The sequence below is a fragment of the Pseudomonas sp. GD04015 genome, assembly GCF_029837675.1.
Lineage (GTDB): Bacteria > Pseudomonadota > Gammaproteobacteria > Pseudomonadales > Pseudomonadaceae > Aquipseudomonas > Aquipseudomonas paralcaligenes.
Map to the genome: position 1 here is coordinate 22,564 of NZ_JAOEEE010000020.1, position 15,199 is coordinate 37,762.

The following is a 15,199-nucleotide window of genomic DNA, read 5'->3' on the forward strand; positions in this document are numbered from 1 at the left end:
TACAGAAGGGCAGAAGTAATCGGGCTTCTGTGGCTAATCCCGCACGAGAACGAAAAAGTGCTACGGCCTGCTGGAAAGTTTTTCGGCGCTCAGCGCGCGGCGACGCTGATCCAGTAGCGGGTCATGCGGCTGACGCGGATGGGCAGCGCCTGCTCCAGCGCGTGCAGGATGACGTCGGTATCCGCCAGGGGATAAACCCCGGATACCGGCAGCTCGGCGATTTCCGGCGCGTAGCGCAGCACGCCGGGGCGGTAGCGGCTCAATTCGTCCAGGAAATCCCCCAGGCGCTGTTGCTCGGCGACCAGCAGGCCCCTGGCCCAGGCCGCACTGCTGGGCTGGGCCGGCAGCGGGCGGGTGGTGCGCAGCCGGTCGAAGCGCGCCTGCTGGCCTGCGTCCAGACGGCTGCTGACGCCGGCCTGCGGACTGATCTCGACGGCCCCGGCGAATACCTGTACCTGCACGCTGCCTTGCTCGTCGTCCAGGCGGCGTACCGAAAACTGCGTGCCGATCGGACGGATGTCGCCAGCGGGCGTGCTGACCCGGAACGGACGGGGTGTGGCGGCCGGGTCGGCGGCGGTGCTGATCAGCACTTCGCCCTGGAGCAGTTGGAGCGTGCGGGTGCTGGCGGAGAAGTGCAGATCGACCGCGCTGTCGGTATTCAGCGTCAGCAGGGTGCCATCAGGCAGGCTGACGCGCCGGGTTTCGCCACGCCGGGTGCGATAGTCGGCGCGGGCGGTCTGCCACTGCGGCGTCTGCTGGATCAGCCGGGCGCTCGCCAGGCTGGCGCACAGCAGGCCCAGGCCCAGCAGCACCTTGCGCCGCTGCTGATTGGCTGGCGCACTGCGCAGGGCCTGGCTGGCGATGGCCGCCGGCACCTGGCTCAGCGGCCTGCAGGCGCGCTGGAGTGCCTGCCAGGCGTGCTGGTGCGCGCTATCGGCGTGCAGCCAGGCATGGAACGCGTGCTGCTCCTGCTCCGTAACCTCGCCGGACCAGAGGATGACCTGCCAGTGCATGGCTGTTTCTTGTGCCTGTTTATGCAGCTCGGCGTGCGGCACGACGAGGCTCATTCCGCCGTCGCCGCCACGCAGGCGCGCATGGCGACCAGCATGTACTTGCGCACGGTCGCCACGGCGATGCCCAGGCGTTTGGCGATCTCGGAGTAGGTCAGCCCCTCGAAGCGCGACAGCAGGAAGGTTTCCCGCACCAGCGGCTTCAGGCTGGCGAGCATGCTGTCGATCTGCATCAGCGCCTCGATGATCAGCACGCGCTCTTCGGCTGACGGGGCCAGGGTTTCCGGCTGCATGCTCAGCGCCTGCTGGTAGGCCAGCTCGATGGCCTGGCGGCGGTAGCGGTCGATCACCAGGCCCTTGGCGATCTGCATCAGGTGCGGGCGGGCCTGCTCGGCTGATGGAGCCTGACGGCTGCTGAGAATGCGCAGGTAAGTGTCGTGGGCCAGATCCGCCGCATGGTGCGAGCAGCCCAGGCGACGACGCAGCCAGCCATAGAGCCAGGCATGGTGGTCGCTGTAGAGCTGGTGGAATTCGTGGGGCTCGCTGGAACTGGTCGCAGACACGGCAGATCTCGGATTCCGAAACGATTGCTGAATGATAATTATTCTATGTAGCTACTCATTTCAAAAGCAATGGCTTGCTGGCGGGCCAGGGGGCGATGCATCGCTCGTCTGCAGGGCCGGTTTTGGCGACTGCCAGTAATGTCCGAGTCAGGTATACTCCGCAGCTTTTCCGAAGTTTTACCTGCGAGTGCCGCCAGCCATGGAAATCAATCCGATCCTCAACAGCATCAAGGACCTGTCCGAGCGGACCCAGACGATTCGGGGGTATCTTTGACTACGATCACAAGCATGATCGTCTCGTCGAAGTAAACCGCGAACTCGAAGACCCGAACGTCTGGAACAACCCGGAGTACGCCCAGAACCTGGGCCGCGAGCGCGCCACCCTGGCGCAGATCGTCGAGACCCTGGACGACCTCAGCAATGGCCTGGCCGACTCCCGCGACCTGCTCGACATGGCCGTCGAGGAGAACGACGAAGGCGCGGTGAACGACGTCGCCGCCGAAGTCGAGCGCCTGCGCGAGATCCTCGAGAAGCTGGAATTCCGCCGCATGTTCAGCGGCGAGATGGACACCAACAACTGCTACCTGGACATCCAGGCCGGCTCCGGCGGCACCGAGGCCCAGGACTGGGCCAACATCCTGCTGCGCATGTACCTGCGCTGGGCCGACAAGCGCGGCTTCAGCGCCGAGATCGTCGAGCTGTCCGAAGGCGAGGTCGCCGGGATCAAGGGCGCCACCGTGCACATCAAGGGCGAGTACGCCTTCGGCTGGCTGCGCACCGAGATCGGCGTGCACCGCCTAGTGCGCAAGAGTCCGTTCGACTCCGGCGCCCGCCGCCACACCTCGTTCTCGGCGGTGTTCGTGTCGCCGGAGATCGACGACAAGGTCGAGATCGAGATCAACCCGTCCGACCTGCGCATCGACACCTACCGCTCCTCCGGCGCCGGTGGTCAGCACGTCAACACCACCGACTCGGCGGTGCGGATCACCCACGTGCCGACCAACACCGTGGTGGCCTGCCAGAACGAACGCTCCCAGCACGCCAACAAGGACACCGCCATGAAGATGCTGCGGGCCAAGTTGTATGAGCTGGAGATGCAGAAGCGCAACGCCGCTTCGCAGGCACTGGAAGACAGCAAGTCGGACATTGGCTGGGGCCACCAGATCCGCTCCTACGTGCTCGATGACTCGCGCATCAAGGACCTGCGTACCGGCGTCGAGCGCAGCGACTGCCAGAAGGTGCTCGATGGCGACCTCGACGGCTACCTCGAAGCCAGCCTGAAACAAGGTCTCTGAGACGACCCGATATGACTCCCTCTCCCCCTGGGAGAGGGCGGGGGTGAGGGGCCGCTGCCCATCCCCTCACCCTAACCCTCTCCCGGCGGGAGAGGGGACGAACCCTAGATGGAACCGATGACCATGAGCGACCAACAACTCGACCAGCACGAACTGCAGCAGGAAGAAAACAAGCTGATTGCCCAGCGCAAGGAAAAGCTTGCCGCCATCCGCGAGCAGGGCAACGCCTTCCCCAACGACTTCCGCCGCGACAACCTGTGCGCCGACCTGCAGAAGCAGTACGCGGACAAGACCAAGGAAGAACTGGAAGCCGCCGCCATCCCGGTCAAGGTCGCCGGTCGCATCATGCTCAACCGCGGCGCCTTCATCGTCATCCAGGACACCTCCGGCCGCCTGCAGGTCTACGTCAACCGCAAGACCCTCTCCGAGCAGCAGCTGGAAGCGGTCAAGCACTTCGACCTGGGCGACATCATCGCCGCCGAGGGCACCCTGGCCCGTTCCGGCAAGGGTGACCTGTACGTCGACATGCAGAACGTGCGCCTGCTGACCAAGTCGCTGCGCCCGCTGCCGGACAAGCACCACGGCCTGACCGACACCGAGCAGCGCTACCGCCAGCGCTATGTCGACCTGATCGTCAACGACGAGGTGCGCGACACCTTCCGCGTGCGCTCCCAGGTGATCGCCCACATCCGCCGCTTCCTCAACGAGCGCGGTTTCCTCGAAGTGGAAACCCCGATGCTGCAGACCATCCCCGGCGGCGCCGCGGCCAAGCCGTTCGAGACCCACCACAACGCGCTGGACATGCAGATGTTCCTGCGCATCGCGCCGGAGCTGTACCTCAAGCGCCTGGTGGTCGGTGGCTTCGAGAAGGTCTTCGAGATCAACCGTAACTTCCGCAACGAAGGCGTCTCGACCCGGCACAACCCCGAGTTCACCATGCTCGAGTTCTACCAGGCCTACGCCGACTACGAAGACAACATGGACCTGACCGAGGAACTGTTCCGCGAGCTGGCCCAGACCGTCCTCGGCACCACCGACGTGCCCTACGGCGACAAGGTGTTCCACTTCGGCGAGCCGTTCGTGCGCCTGTCGGTGTTCGACTCCATCCTCAAGTACAACCCGGACATCACCGCGGCCGACCTCAACGACGTCGAGAAGGCCCGCGCCATCGCCAAGAAGGCCGGCGCCAAGGTGCTCGGCCACGAGGGCCTGGGCAAGCTGCAGGTGATGATTTTCGAGGAGCTGGTCGAGCACAAGCTGGAACAGCCGCACTTCATCACCCGTTATCCCTTCGAGGTTTCCCCGTTGGCCCGTCGCAGCGACGACGATCCGAGCGTGACCGACCGCTTCGAGCTGTTCATCGGTGGTCGCGAAATCGCCAACGCCTACTCCGAGCTGAACGACGCCGAGGACCAGGCCGAGCGCTTCCACCAGCAGGTGGCCGAGAAGGACGCCGGCGACGACGAGGCGATGCACTACGACGCCGACTTCGTTCGCGCCCTGGAATACGGCATGCCGCCGACCGCCGGCGAAGGCATCGGCATCGACCGCCTGGTGATGCTGCTGACCGACTCGCCGTCGATCCGCGACGTGATCCTGTTCCCGCACATGCGCCCGCAGGCCTGACGCGGAGCGCCGGGGTAGAAGGAGGGGCCTGTCGTGATGACAGGCCCCTTTTTTCATGGCTATGTCCCCGTTGCGTGTTGCGCGGTCAAGCTCCTCTATCTGAACGCTGCTGGTGCCTGCCTCTGGATTCCCACCGCGGGAATGACGCCCCTACCTCGTCATCCCCGCGCAGGCGGGGATCCAGAAGGAGTCCAGAGCAATACAACATCTAACGGGGATATAGCCTTTTTCATACCCGGATGGATCGTCGCCCACAGTGCGATGTCTGTGTTGGTGGCCGGCGGCTCTGGGACGGGGGAGAGGGTGTTGACTACGCTTGTCGGGGGGATGGAATATCATGCCCGTTGTCGAAGGGCCGGAAGACTTCGACCTGGAGCCCCCGGCGCGCCGTGCCGCGATGCTCCCGGACCTGGTCGCGGAGCCCCGATTTCCGGTCCCGCCCTGGCGGGGCTTTTCGTTTGTGGCGGTCGATCAAATCTCACAAGGAGTGCGTTGATGAAAGCCTGGCGCGTCGCGATAGCCGCCCTGAGTTGCCTGCTGTTGAGCGGTTGCCTGGTGACCTTCAAGGACCCCATCCCGGCCAACGAGGCGGCGCCGATCCCGCTGCTTGGCGACTGGGAACGCAAGGACGAATGGGGCGAGCGGCAGTACCTGAGCGTTGCCCGCGCCGGTTCCAACGTGTACCGCGCCAGGGTCTGGAGCGAGGACACGGCGGATGCGGTGGCCGAGGAGTACGGCTTCACCGTGGCCCATCACGGCCGCCGCTGGTACGTCTCCGCCGGCCTGCCCAAGCGCCTGGGCGCCAACTTCGCCATCGCCGGCTTCGAGCTGACCACCGACAACGAGCTGGTGATCTACAACCTGGACGTCGACCGCATCCTCCAGGAAATGGAGGAGGGCACGCTGGAAGGCCGCCCGGTCGATACGCCCAAGGGCGAGGCGGTGCTGGTGACCAGCCCGCTGGACAAGGTCTTCGCCTACCTGGACAACCAGGCCAACGCCGACGTCTTCGTCGAAGTGGCGCGCTACCAGCGCAGCGCCGAGTAGGGCACCGATGACCCGACGCACGTCCCAGCACGAATACCACGAAATCATCCGCGCCCTGTCCGGGCGCCTCGTCGAGGCGCAGACGCCGATCCGCGTGCTCGACGCCATCAAGTGGGACGACAGCGTCCGCAAGGGCTTCCTCGAAGCCGGCGGGCGCAAGCTACCGGCGGTGGACCGCGCCTACTACGAGAGCCGGCCGCTGGCCTTCGACCCGGTGGCGAAGAAGCTGGAATTCCAGAACATCGAGCGCGACATCACCCGCCAGCTCGGCCAGTTCAACCCGGTCGGGCAGATCATGCGGCGCATGTGCAAGGAATACCGCATGGTGATCCGCATGCTTGAGGCGCGCGGCACCGCCGACTTCGGCCTGATCTCCCAGGAGCTGTACGGCGCCGCCTCGGATGCCTTCCATGCCGGCGACCCGACCCTGGCGGACCTGGGCCTGATGCTGTCCGGCTACCTGAATAACATCGCCGCCCGCGGCGATCTGGAGGACGAGGCCAAGACGCTGACCGCCGAGAACGCCGTGGCCATCCTGCAGGAGCGCCTGGCCAGGGTCTTCGGCGACGACACCATCCGCGTCTTCGAGTCCGACGGCATCGTCGCCGACGCGGCGGCCGGCGCCGACTACATCAAGGTGCGCGCCGACGCCATGTTCAACGAGCGCGACGTGCGCGCGCTGGAAGTGCACGAGGGCATGGTGCATGTCGGCACCACCCTCAATGGCCTCAACCAGCCCATCTGCACCTTCCTGGCCAAGGGCCCGCCCTCGTCGACCGTGACCCAGGAGGGGCTGGCGATCCTGATGGAGGTGATCGCCTTCGCCTCCTACCCGTACCGCTTGCGCAAGCTGACCAACCGAACCCGCGCCATCCACATGGCAGAGGAAGGCGCCGACTTCCTCCAGGTGTTCGAGTTCTACCAGGAACAGGGCTACGGCCTGGAGGAAAGCTACGGCAACGCCAGCCGAGTGTTCCGCGGCTCCACGCCGGACGGCCTGCCGTTCACCAAGGACCTGTCCTACCTCAAGGGCTTCATCCTGATCTACAACTACATCCAGCTCGCCGTGCGCAAGGGCAAACTGGAGCAGATCCCGCTGCTGTTCTGCGGCAAGACCACCCTGGAAGACATGCGCACCCTGCGCCAACTGGTGGACGAGGGCCTGGTGGCGCCGCCCAAGTACCTGCCGCCGCAGTTCCGCGACCTCAACGCGCTGGCGGCCTGGATGTGCTTCTCCAACTTCCTGAACCACCTGAGCCTGGATCGCATCGAAGCGGACTACGCCAACATCCTGTAGCCTGGATGCAATCCGGGACGGCGCCAACCCGGATTGCATCCGGGCTACCGACGAAGGAACCCTGACCATGCCCAGCCACAAGCTCGACTACGACATCCTCGGCGCCTCGGCCCAGACCGTGGAGATCATCCTCGACCCCGGCGAGACGGTGATCGCCGAGGCCGGCGCGATGAACTACATGACCGAGGGCATCCGCTTCGAGACGCGCATGGGCGACGGCTCGGCCAGCGGCGTACTGGGCAAGCTGTGGGGCGCCGGCAAGCGCCTGATCACCGGCGAGTCGCTGTTCATGACCCACTTCAGCAACCAGGGCAAGGGCCAGCACCGGGTCGGCTTCGCCGCGCCCTATCCGGGCACCGTGGTGCCCATCGAGCTGAGCCAGGTGGGCGGGCGGCTGATCTGCCAGAAGGACGCCTTCCTCTGCGCCGCCTACGGCACCCAGATCGGCATCAGTTTCAACAAGCGCCTCGGCGCCGGTTTCTTCGGTGGCGAGGGCTTCATCCTGCAGAAGCTGGAAGGCGACGGCCTGGCCTTCGTGCATGCCGGCGGCACGGTGATCCGCAAGGAGCTGAACAACGAGACCCTGCGCCTGGACACCGGCTGCCTGGTGGCCTTCACCAGCGGCATCGACTACGACATCGCCCTGGCCGGCGGGCTCAGGAGCATGCTGTTCGGCGGCGAGGGCATCCTCCTGGCGACCCTGAGCGGCAGCGGCACGGTCTGGATCCAGAGCCTGCCGTTCTCCCGTCTGGCCGAGCGCATCTACGACGCCACCTTCAAGGCCCGCGAGGAAACCCGCGCCGGCGGCAAGTAGCGGCTGCGACATCCCGGTCGCGCAGGGCGGCCGGGCTGCGGTTAAACTGTGCGCCCCCGGACAACGAGCCTCAGCCATGAGCGAAGAACGCAACGTCATCCCCCTGATCCTCACCGGCATCGCCAGCATCATCGGCACCGTGGGCGTGCTCTGGTACTACGGGTACCTGCATTTCGCCAAGGAGCAGGATGCCCTCCTGCTGGCCGAATTCACCATGCTCAAGACCATCCCCGGCGAGGACTACAAGATCTCGCTGAAACCCGCCACCCAGTCCGCCCAGTGCATCGACGGCGTGCTGGTGCTGTTCGACACCCAGCAGAAGGGCCTGACCGGCGTGCTGGTGGACGACAAGAAACAGGCCGTGCGCTGCCTCGGCCAGGAAACCCCGCAGGCGCCGCAGCAGTAGTCACTGATACCTACTGCGTAGAAGCACCGGCTTTACTGCTGGGCCGTCCCGCCTGGAAATCCATCGCAGTGGCACCTTGACCGGCGGCTGAGACCTGTTTCTCAGCCGCAAGGGAGACGGGTTTGCAGCGGCCTGGCTTCTCTTTAGTCTGCGTTCGGTATCTCAAGAGCAGACAGGGAGTTGGCGATGAATATCGATCTGGAATTCGATGGGCAGGAAGTGAGGTGGGGCGGGGTCGGCCGGTTCAAGGCCAGCACGGCCCTGCCGGGCTTCCAGAGACCGGAGTTTCAGTGTGTGCCGGACAAGGGGCCGGTACCCGAGGGACTGTACAAGGTCTTTATCCGCGACATGGGCGATGCGCAGGACGACGGCAAGAATCGGTGCAATCTGTCTCCTGCATGGGGTATGCAGCGAATCCCGCGAGGTAATGCGGCAGGCGATTGCGAGCCCTTCTGGGCGAACTGGGGAAACAACCGGGCCAGGATGGAACCGGCGGACCCTCAGACCCGCCAGGCATGTGCCATCAGGCGCGGTGGCTTCTATATGCATGACTCGACCAAGGGCTACAGCCACGGTTGCATCGAAGTCGATCCTGGGTTTTTCACGGTGTTGAAGTCGAGCAGCCTTGCCAGAACACGTGGGCACCTGATCATCAAGGTCAAATACGTGGCGGGTCGCGAGACCAACGGAGGTACCTATGTTGCGAACTAGGTTGCTGGTCTATCTTTGCCTGCTGAGCCCGCTGGCCTGCTCGGCCGAAGGCATACGCCTGAACAACGAACTGGCCGACTGCGCGGCGGTGAGGCTTGCACCCCTGGCCGTCCAGGGCAATCTGGCCACGGTCGAGGGCGATGTCGAGCTGAGCAAGCCGATAGGCGACTGCGCCTGCTTCTCGGCGCTCGCCCGCTACACCAGCAGCGTGGAGGTCGAGGGCGTCGAACAGGTCCTGCAGCAAGGCCTCGTCAACCTTAAAACGGGTGGGAAGAAGACCCTGGTGCTCGCCAGCGATCCGGCGCTGATCCGGGGGGAAACCACCACCCTGACCCTTTCCTGCGCCCCGCCGCTGTAGGCCTCGGTTCATTGGAAACAAAAAGGGGCTCCGCGGAGCCCCTTTTTGTCGTCTGGTGTTTCTCAACCGGCCATGGACAGGCGGTTGCGGCCCTCGCGCTTGGATACGTACAGGGCGTTGTCGGCGCGGCGCTGCAGGCTTTCCGGGGACTCGCCCGCCAGCAGGGTGGCGCAACCCAGGCTGATGGAGATTTCCAGCGCTCGGCCTTCTTCGACGTATTGCAGGCCCATCACCGCCAGGCGCAGGCGCTCGCCCACCAGTTGTGCCGCCTCGCGGCTGGTATTGGCCAGCAGCACCAGAAATTCCTCGCCGCCGTAGCGGAACACCATGTCGATGTTGCGCAGGCTGTTCTTCAGCGCGGCGGCCACGACCTTCAGTACTTCGTCGCCGGTGGCGTGGCCGAAGCGGTCGTTGATGCTCTTGAAGTGGTCGATGTCCAGCATCAGCACGGAGAGCGGCTGCATGCTGCGGCGGGCCAGGTCGACCTCGCGCTGCAGGGCTTGGTTCATGGCGATGCGGTTACCGGTATCGGTCAGCGGGTCGCGCAGCGCGCTCTGTAGGGCCGCGCGATAGAGCAGGGCGTTGCGCAGGGGGAACAGCAGGCTGGCGAGCAGGGATTCCAGCTGGCCCAGTTCTTCGTCGCTGAAGCGCTGGTGACGGCGGAAGGTCAGCTCGCCCAGGTATTCGCCCTGGTGGCTCAGGCGGTAGGCGGTCGAGTGGTTGGCGCGCTCGCCGAGTTCCAGGCGCAGGTCGCAGGCGGCCAGCTGGTAGCTCAGTGCGCTCAGCGGCACCAGGCGCTGTACCTGCTGGAAGAAGAGGCCGAGGATGCGATCGACTTCCAGCGAGGTCTGCAGCTGCAGGCTGAGCTGCTGGCGTAGCTGGGCCAGGGTGACCGGCTTCAGCAGCGGCTGGTTGCGGCTGGCATAGCCCAGGCGCTGCAGCTTGGCGGCGTCGAAATCGATGGTGTTGGGCGGGATGGTGGAATTCATGCTGCTCGACCTCCGGCGCTTGAGCGCCTTGTTGGGAGAGCTAGAGCGAATTCTGTGCCACTTTAATAAAGTTCTTTTATTTCAAATGGTTGTGACGTTTCTGGGCGGCTTTTGCGGCAACCTTTCGCCGCTACCTTGACGCCGGTGCTGGCAATCTGATGCCGCTTCGCTGCCGACCGCCGGAAAACCGGCGGTATGCGAGGTCACTGGGCGTCGAGTGCCTGGCCGTTGGCGCCCTTGCTGTCCGGGCCCAGCAGATACAGGTAGACCGGCATGATGTCTTCCGGCGACGGGTTGTTCGCCGGGTTCTCGCCGGGATAGGCCTGGGCGCGCATGCTGGTGCGGGTGGCGCCCGGGTTGACGCTGTTGGCGCGGACCTGGGTGATGCCTTCCACTTCGTCCGCCACGACCTGCATCAGGCCTTCGGTGGCGAACTTGGACACCGCGTAGGCGCCCCAGTAGGCGCGGCCCTTGCGGCCCACGCTGCTGGAGGTGAACACCACCGAGGCGTCGTCCGACAGCTTGAGCAGCGGCAGCAGGGTGCTGGTCAGCATGAACATGGCGTTGACGTTGACCTGCATGACGCGCATGAAGTTGTCGCCGGACAGCTGTTCCAGGGGCGTGCGCGGCCCGACGATGGCGGCGTTGTGCAGCAGGCCGTCGAGGCGTCCGAACTCGTTTTCCACCGTGGCCGCCAGTTCGTCGTACTGGTGCGGCAGGGCGGTCTCCAGGTTGAAGGGGATCACCACCGGCTGCGGATGGCCGGCGGCCTCGATCTCGTCGTAGACCCGGTTGAGGTTTTCCTCGGTCTTGCCCAGCAGCAGCACCGTGGCGCCGTGGGCAGCGCAGGTCTTGGCGGCGGCCGCGCCGATGCCCCGGCCGGCGCCGGTGATCAGGATCACGCGTCCCTTGAGCAGGTCGGGACGGGCTTGGTAATCGAACATCTGAGGCTCCTTCGGAGAGCGGCAAGCTTCAAGTTGGAAAAACGAGAGACATCAGGCGGCGACTAGCAGCTGCACAGGGCGCGTTCGAGCACGGCGCGCAGCTCCAGCGGATGGTCCACCACCACGTCGGCGCCCCAGTGGCGCGGGTTGTCCTCGGGATGGATGTAGCCGTAGGTGACGGCGGCGGTCTTGCAGCCGGCGGCGATGCCGGACTCGATGTCGCGCCGGTCGTCGCCGACGAAGAGGGTCTCGGCGGGGCTCACGCCGATCTTCTGGCAGGCCAGCAGGAGCATGTCCGGTGCCGGCTTGCTGCGCTCGACGTGGTCCGGGCAGACCAGCACGGCGCTGCGGTCGGCCAGTTCCAGCTGCTGCATGATCGGCTCGGCGAAGCACACCGGCTTGTTGGTGGCGACGCCCCAGACCAGCCGCGAGCGTTCGATGTCGGCGAGCAGTTCGTTCATGCCGTCGAACGGCTTGCTGTAGATGGCGCAGTGCTGCTGGTAGCGCTCGAGGAATTCCAGGCGCAGCGCCTCGAAGCCTTCGGCGCCGGGCGCGATGCCGAAGGTGGCGGCGACCATGGCGCGGGCGCCGCCGGACACCACGTCGCGGATCAGCTGGTCGTCCACTGGGGCCAGGTCGCGCGCGGTGCGCATGGCCTGGCACACGGCGACGAAGTCCGGCGCGGTGTCCAGTAGGGTGCCGTCCATGTCGAAGAGAACCGCTCGCAGGGCCATGCGCCTCACTCCTCGCGCAGGGTCTGGATCATGTAGTTGACGTCGACGTCCGCTTCCAGCTTGTAGTGCTTGGTCAGCGGGTTGTAGGTCAGGCCGATGATGTCCCTGACCTGCAGGCCGGCGGCGCGGCTCCAGGCGCCCAGCTCGGAGGGGCGGATGAACTTCTTGAAGTCGTGGGTGCCGCGCGGCAGCAGGCGCAGCAGGTACTCGGCACCGACCACCGCGAACAGGTAGGCCTTGGGATTGCGGTTGATGGTGGAGAAGAACACCTGACCGCCTGGTTTGACCAGCTTGTGGCAGGCGCGGATCACCGAGGAGGGATCGGGCACGTGTTCGAGCATTTCCAGGCAGGTGACCACGTCGAACTGGCCGGGCATTTCCTCGGCCATTTCCTCGGCGGTGATCTGCCGGTATTCGACGTTCACCCCGGATTCGAGCTGGTGCAGCTGGGCCACGGCCAGCGGCGCCTCACCCATGTCGATGCCGGTGACGGTGGCGCCGCGCTGGGCCATGGCCTCGCTGAGGATGCCGCCGCCGCAGCCCACGTCCAGCACCTTCTTGCCGGCCAGGCCGACGCGCTCGTCGATCCAGTTGACCCGTAGCGGGTTGATGTCGTGCAGCGGCTTGAACTCGCTCTCGCGGTCCCACCAGCGGTGGGCGAGGGCCTCGAATTTGGCGATTTCGGCGTGGTCGACGTTGCTCATGGCATGACTCTCTTCAAAGCGAATTCTTGGCGGCGATGCGCTCGCCCCAGGCGCGGGCGTTGGCGATGATGCGCGACTCGTCCAGGCGGGTCAGGCGGCCGTCGTCCAGCAACTGCTTGCCGCCGACCCAGAGGTGCTTCACGCAGCCGCGGCTGCCGGCGTAGATCAGCTGCGAGACCGGGTCGTAGACCGGCTGCTGGGCCAGGCCGGACAGGTCGAAGGCGGCCAGGTCGGCCAGCTTGCCCGGCTCCAGCGAGCCGGTGCAGTCATCCAGGCCCAGGGCGCGGGCGCCGTTGAGGGTGGCCATGCGCAGGGCGGCGTGGGCGTTGAGGGCGGTGGCGCTACCGGCCACGGCCTTGGCCAGCAGGGCAGCGGTGCGGACCTCGCCGAGCAGGTCCAGGTCGTTGTTGCTGGCGGCGCCGTCGGTACCGATGGCGACGTTGACCCCGGCCTGCCAGAGTTTCTCCACCGGGCAGAAGCCGCTGGCCAGCTTGAGGTTGGATTCGGGGCAGTGGATCACGCTGCTGTTGCTTTCCACTAGCAGGGCCACGTCCTCGGCGCTGATCTGGGTCATGTGCACGGCCTGGAAGCGTGGGCCGAGCAGGCCGAGGCCGGCCAGCCGCTGCAGCGGGCGCACGCCGTGCAGTTCCAGGCTCTGCTGCACCTCGAAGGCGGTCTCGTGGACGTGCATGTGGATGCCGGCGTCCAGTTCCTCGGCCAGCATCAGCACCTGGCGCAGCTTGTCGTCGCTGACCGAGTAGGGCGCGTGGGGGCCGAAGGCCACCTTGATGCGCGGGTGCTGCTTGAGGTCGTCGAACAGGCGCAGGCCCTTGCGCAGCGCCTCCTCGGCGTCGCGGGCGCCGGGCGTGGGGAAGTCCAGCACGGGGATGGTCAGCTGGGCGCGGATGCCACTCTTGTGCACCAGCTCGCTGGCCACTTCCGGGAAGAAGTACATGTCGGAGAAGCAGCTGACGCCGCCCTTGATCTGCTCGGCGATGGCCAGCTCGGTGCCGTCGCGCACGAACGCCTCATCCACCCAGCGCGCTTCCGCCGGCCAGATATGGTCCTGCAGCCAGCTCATCAGCGGCAGGTCGTCGGCCAGGCCGCGGAACAGGGTCATGGCGGCATGCCCGTGGGCGTTGACCAGGCCGGGGGTGAGCAGGCAATCGGGCAGTTCGCGGATTTCGCTGGCTGGGTGGCGCATGGCCTCCGCGCGCGGCGCGATCAGGGCGATGCGGCCGTCGCGGATGCCCAGGGCATGGTCCCTCAGCACGACGCCAGCGGGCTCGACGGGCACCAGCCAGGCAGGCAGGAGCAGCAGGTCGAGCGGCTGGCGCGGTTCGGGCATGGCGTGGTATCCAGGCTGAAGGAAACAGGGCGGCAGTATAACTGACCCATGTCGGCGGCGGCTCGCTATAATCCGCGGCTTTTCGTTTCACCGGGCGGGGATGTCATGCGCGACAAGCTGTTGGCGGCAGAGAAGGTAAAGGCCATCGAGTGGCGCGATGACACGCTGTTCCTGCTGGACCAGCGCCTGCTGCCGCGCGAGGAGGCCTGGCTGGCCTACGATTCGGCCGCCGGCGTGGCCGAGGCGATCCGCAGCATGGTGGTGCGCGGGGCCCCGGCCATCGGCATCGCCGCCGCCTTCGGCGTGGCCCTGGGCGCGCGGGCGCGCCTGGAAGCCGGCGGCGACTGGAAGCTTGCGCTGGAAGACGACTTCCGCGTGCTGGCCGAGTCGCGGCCGACCGCCGTCAACCTGTTCTGGGCCCTGGACCGCATGCGCGAGCGCCTGCAGCGCCTGAAGGCGGGCGAGGATGTCCGGGCGGCGCTGGCGGCCGAGGCGATCGGCATCTTCGACAGCGACCGCGAGGCCAACCTGACCATGGCTCAGCTCGGCATGGAGCTGATCCGCAAGCATCAGGATGGCCCGCAGAAGCTGCTCACCCACTGCAATACTGGCGCCCTGGCCACCGGCGGCTTCGGCACCGCGCTGGGGGTGATCCGCGCCGCCCACCTGGGTGGGCTGGTCGAGCGGGTCTACGCCGACGAGACCCGGCCCTGGCTGCAGGGCTCGCGCCTGACCGCCTGGGAGCTTGCGGGCGAGGGCGTGCCGGTCAGTCTGAACGTGGACTCCGCCGCCGCCCACCTGATGAAGACCGAGAGCATCACCTGGGTCATCGTCGGCGCCGACCGCATAACCGCCAATGGCGATGTAGCCAACAAGATCGGCACCTACCAGCTGGCGGTCAACGCCATGCACCACGGCGTGCGCTTCATGGTGGTGGCGCCCAGCTCGACCATCGACATGAGTCTGGAGGATGGCGAGGACATCCTCATCGAGGAGCGCGATGGTCGCGAGCTGCTGGATGTCGGCGAGCAGCGCGTCGCCGCCGATGTACATGCGGTGAACCCGGTGTTCGACGTGACGCCGGCCGACCTGATCGACGTGATCGTCACCGAAAAGGGCGTGGTCGAGCGGCCGGATGCGGCGAAAATGGCCCAGCTCATGTGCCGCAAGCGCCTGCACTGAGGCCATCGTCCGGGCGTCCGGCGGGGTAGGTCTGCACGGGTGACTGTGGTAAGCTCCGGCAGTTCTCGGGCGGCCCCGTGCGGGCCGCTCCAATACGACTTAACTCGTTGATTTGTCGTGAGTCGCCCCCGCTGTGGCGACAACGGCGGACTCCGGTCCGGCCCAGGAAGG

17 protein-coding genes are annotated in these 15,199 nt (G+C 66.3%); 10 read left to right on the plus strand and 7 right to left on the minus strand.

All coding sequences use genetic code 11. From position 1 onward, the window contains the following. Nucleotides 1-89: 89 nt before the first annotated feature. Together N7640_RS16645 and N7640_RS16650 are read right to left on the minus strand one after the other, a co-directional pair. A complete protein-coding gene (locus N7640_RS16645) occupies nt 90-1,013 on the minus strand; it encodes a FecR domain-containing protein (protein ID WP_279903904.1) in 924 nt (307 codons plus the stop codon). A 50-nt stretch (nt 1,014-1,063) separates the two neighbouring features. Then, nucleotides 1,064-1,573 carry a sigma-70 family RNA polymerase sigma factor gene (locus N7640_RS16650; RefSeq protein ID WP_279903903.1) on the minus strand — a complete coding sequence of 170 codons (510 nt, stop codon included), beginning with the start codon at nt 1,571-1,573 and terminating at the stop codon, nt 1,064-1,066. Between the two features lie 199 nt (nt 1,574-1,772). Here N7640_RS16650 and prfB point away from each other — a divergent pair. The 8 genes from prfB to N7640_RS16690 all read left to right on the plus strand — a co-directional run bounded on the left by prfB (nt 1,773) and on the right by N7640_RS16690 (nt 9,127). Continuing rightward, nucleotides 1,773-2,868, plus strand: a protein-coding gene (gene prfB / locus N7640_RS16655; RefSeq protein ID WP_220813650.1) for a peptide chain release factor 2 whose coding sequence is annotated in 2 segments (ribosomal slippage) — nt 1,773-1,844 and nt 1,846-2,868 — 1,095 coding nt in all. Because the reading frame shifts where the segments join, the coding sequence is not laid out codon by codon here. Between the two features lie 123 nt (nt 2,869-2,991). Further along, nucleotides 2,992-4,494 carry a lysine--tRNA ligase gene (gene lysS / locus N7640_RS16660; RefSeq protein WP_220813649.1) on the plus strand — a complete coding sequence of 501 codons (1,503 nt, stop codon included), beginning with the start codon at nt 2,992-2,994 and terminating at the stop codon, nt 4,492-4,494. A 495-nt stretch (nt 4,495-4,989) separates the two neighbouring features. Then, entirely contained in the window at nt 4,990-5,541 is a 552-nt protein-coding gene (locus N7640_RS16665; RefSeq protein ID WP_279903901.1) for a hypothetical protein, read from the plus strand. 7 nt (nt 5,542-5,548) lie between these two features. Continuing rightward, entirely contained in the window at nt 5,549-6,838 is a 1,290-nt protein-coding gene (locus N7640_RS16670) for a flavohemoglobin expression-modulating QEGLA motif protein (protein WP_220813647.1), read from the plus strand. A 67-nt stretch (nt 6,839-6,905) separates the two neighbouring features. Continuing rightward, nucleotides 6,906-7,652, plus strand: a complete 747-nt coding sequence (locus N7640_RS16675) for a TIGR00266 family protein (RefSeq protein ID WP_279903900.1) — start codon at nt 6,906-6,908, stop codon at nt 7,650-7,652. 76 nt (nt 7,653-7,728) lie between these two features. Next, nucleotides 7,729-8,058 (plus strand): hypothetical protein, encoded by a 330-nt coding sequence (locus N7640_RS16680; protein ID WP_220813645.1) that lies wholly within the window; start codon nt 7,729-7,731, stop codon nt 8,056-8,058. Nucleotides 8,059-8,244: 186 nt separating this feature from the next. Then, entirely contained in the window at nt 8,245-8,769 is a 525-nt protein-coding gene (locus N7640_RS16685; RefSeq protein WP_279903899.1) for a hypothetical protein, read from the plus strand. Further along, the gene (locus tag N7640_RS16690; protein ID WP_279903897.1) at nt 8,756-9,127 is read left to right on the plus strand and encodes a DUF2195 family protein; all 372 of its coding nucleotides are present in this window, start codon (nt 8,756-8,758) and stop codon (nt 9,125-9,127) included. Before N7640_RS16685 ends, N7640_RS16690 begins: the two co-directional genes overlap by 14 nt. Nucleotides 9,128-9,189: 62 nt before the next feature. Here N7640_RS16690 and N7640_RS16695 read toward each other — a convergent pair whose 3' ends face one another. Continuing rightward, complete coding sequence (locus tag N7640_RS16695) at nt 9,190-10,116, minus strand: GGDEF domain-containing protein (RefSeq protein ID WP_279903895.1); 927 nt, start codon at nt 10,114-10,116, stop codon at nt 9,190-9,192. Between N7640_RS16695 and N7640_RS16700 the strand changes: the two genes are divergently transcribed. Next, nucleotides 10,115-10,255 carry a hypothetical protein gene (locus N7640_RS16700; protein ID WP_279903894.1) on the plus strand — a complete coding sequence of 47 codons (141 nt, stop codon included), beginning with the start codon at nt 10,115-10,117 and terminating at the stop codon, nt 10,253-10,255. The genes N7640_RS16695 and N7640_RS16700 overlap by 2 nt on opposite strands. Before the next feature lie 64 nt (nt 10,256-10,319). On the opposite strand, the gene N7640_RS16705 is transcribed toward N7640_RS16700, so the two are convergent. The 4 genes from N7640_RS16705 to N7640_RS16720 form a co-directional block, all read right to left on the minus strand. Next, on the minus strand, nt 10,320-11,060 hold the full coding sequence (locus N7640_RS16705) for a YciK family oxidoreductase (RefSeq protein WP_279903893.1): 741 nt from the start codon (nt 11,058-11,060) through the stop codon (nt 10,320-10,322). Between the two features lie 62 nt (nt 11,061-11,122). After that, on the minus strand, nt 11,123-11,794 hold the full coding sequence (gene mupP, locus N7640_RS16710; protein ID WP_279903891.1) for an N-acetylmuramic acid 6-phosphate phosphatase MupP: 672 nt from the start codon (nt 11,792-11,794) through the stop codon (nt 11,123-11,125). 5 nt (nt 11,795-11,799) lie between these two features. After that, on the minus strand, nt 11,800-12,498 hold the full coding sequence (ubiG, locus tag N7640_RS16715; RefSeq protein ID WP_279903889.1) for a bifunctional 2-polyprenyl-6-hydroxyphenol methylase/3-demethylubiquinol 3-O-methyltransferase UbiG: 699 nt from the start codon (nt 12,496-12,498) through the stop codon (nt 11,800-11,802). A 13-nt stretch (nt 12,499-12,511) separates the two neighbouring features. Continuing rightward, nucleotides 12,512-13,846: a TRZ/ATZ family hydrolase gene (locus N7640_RS16720; protein ID WP_279903888.1), complete on the minus strand. Its 1,335-nt coding sequence runs from the start codon at nt 13,844-13,846 to the stop codon at nt 12,512-12,514. Between the two features lie 105 nt (nt 13,847-13,951). Here N7640_RS16720 and mtnA point away from each other — a divergent pair, with 105 nt between their 5' ends. Then, nucleotides 13,952-15,028, plus strand: a complete 1,077-nt coding sequence (gene mtnA / locus N7640_RS16725) for an S-methyl-5-thioribose-1-phosphate isomerase (RefSeq protein WP_279903886.1) — start codon at nt 13,952-13,954, stop codon at nt 15,026-15,028. The last annotated feature ends 171 nt before the right edge of the window (nt 15,029-15,199 follow it).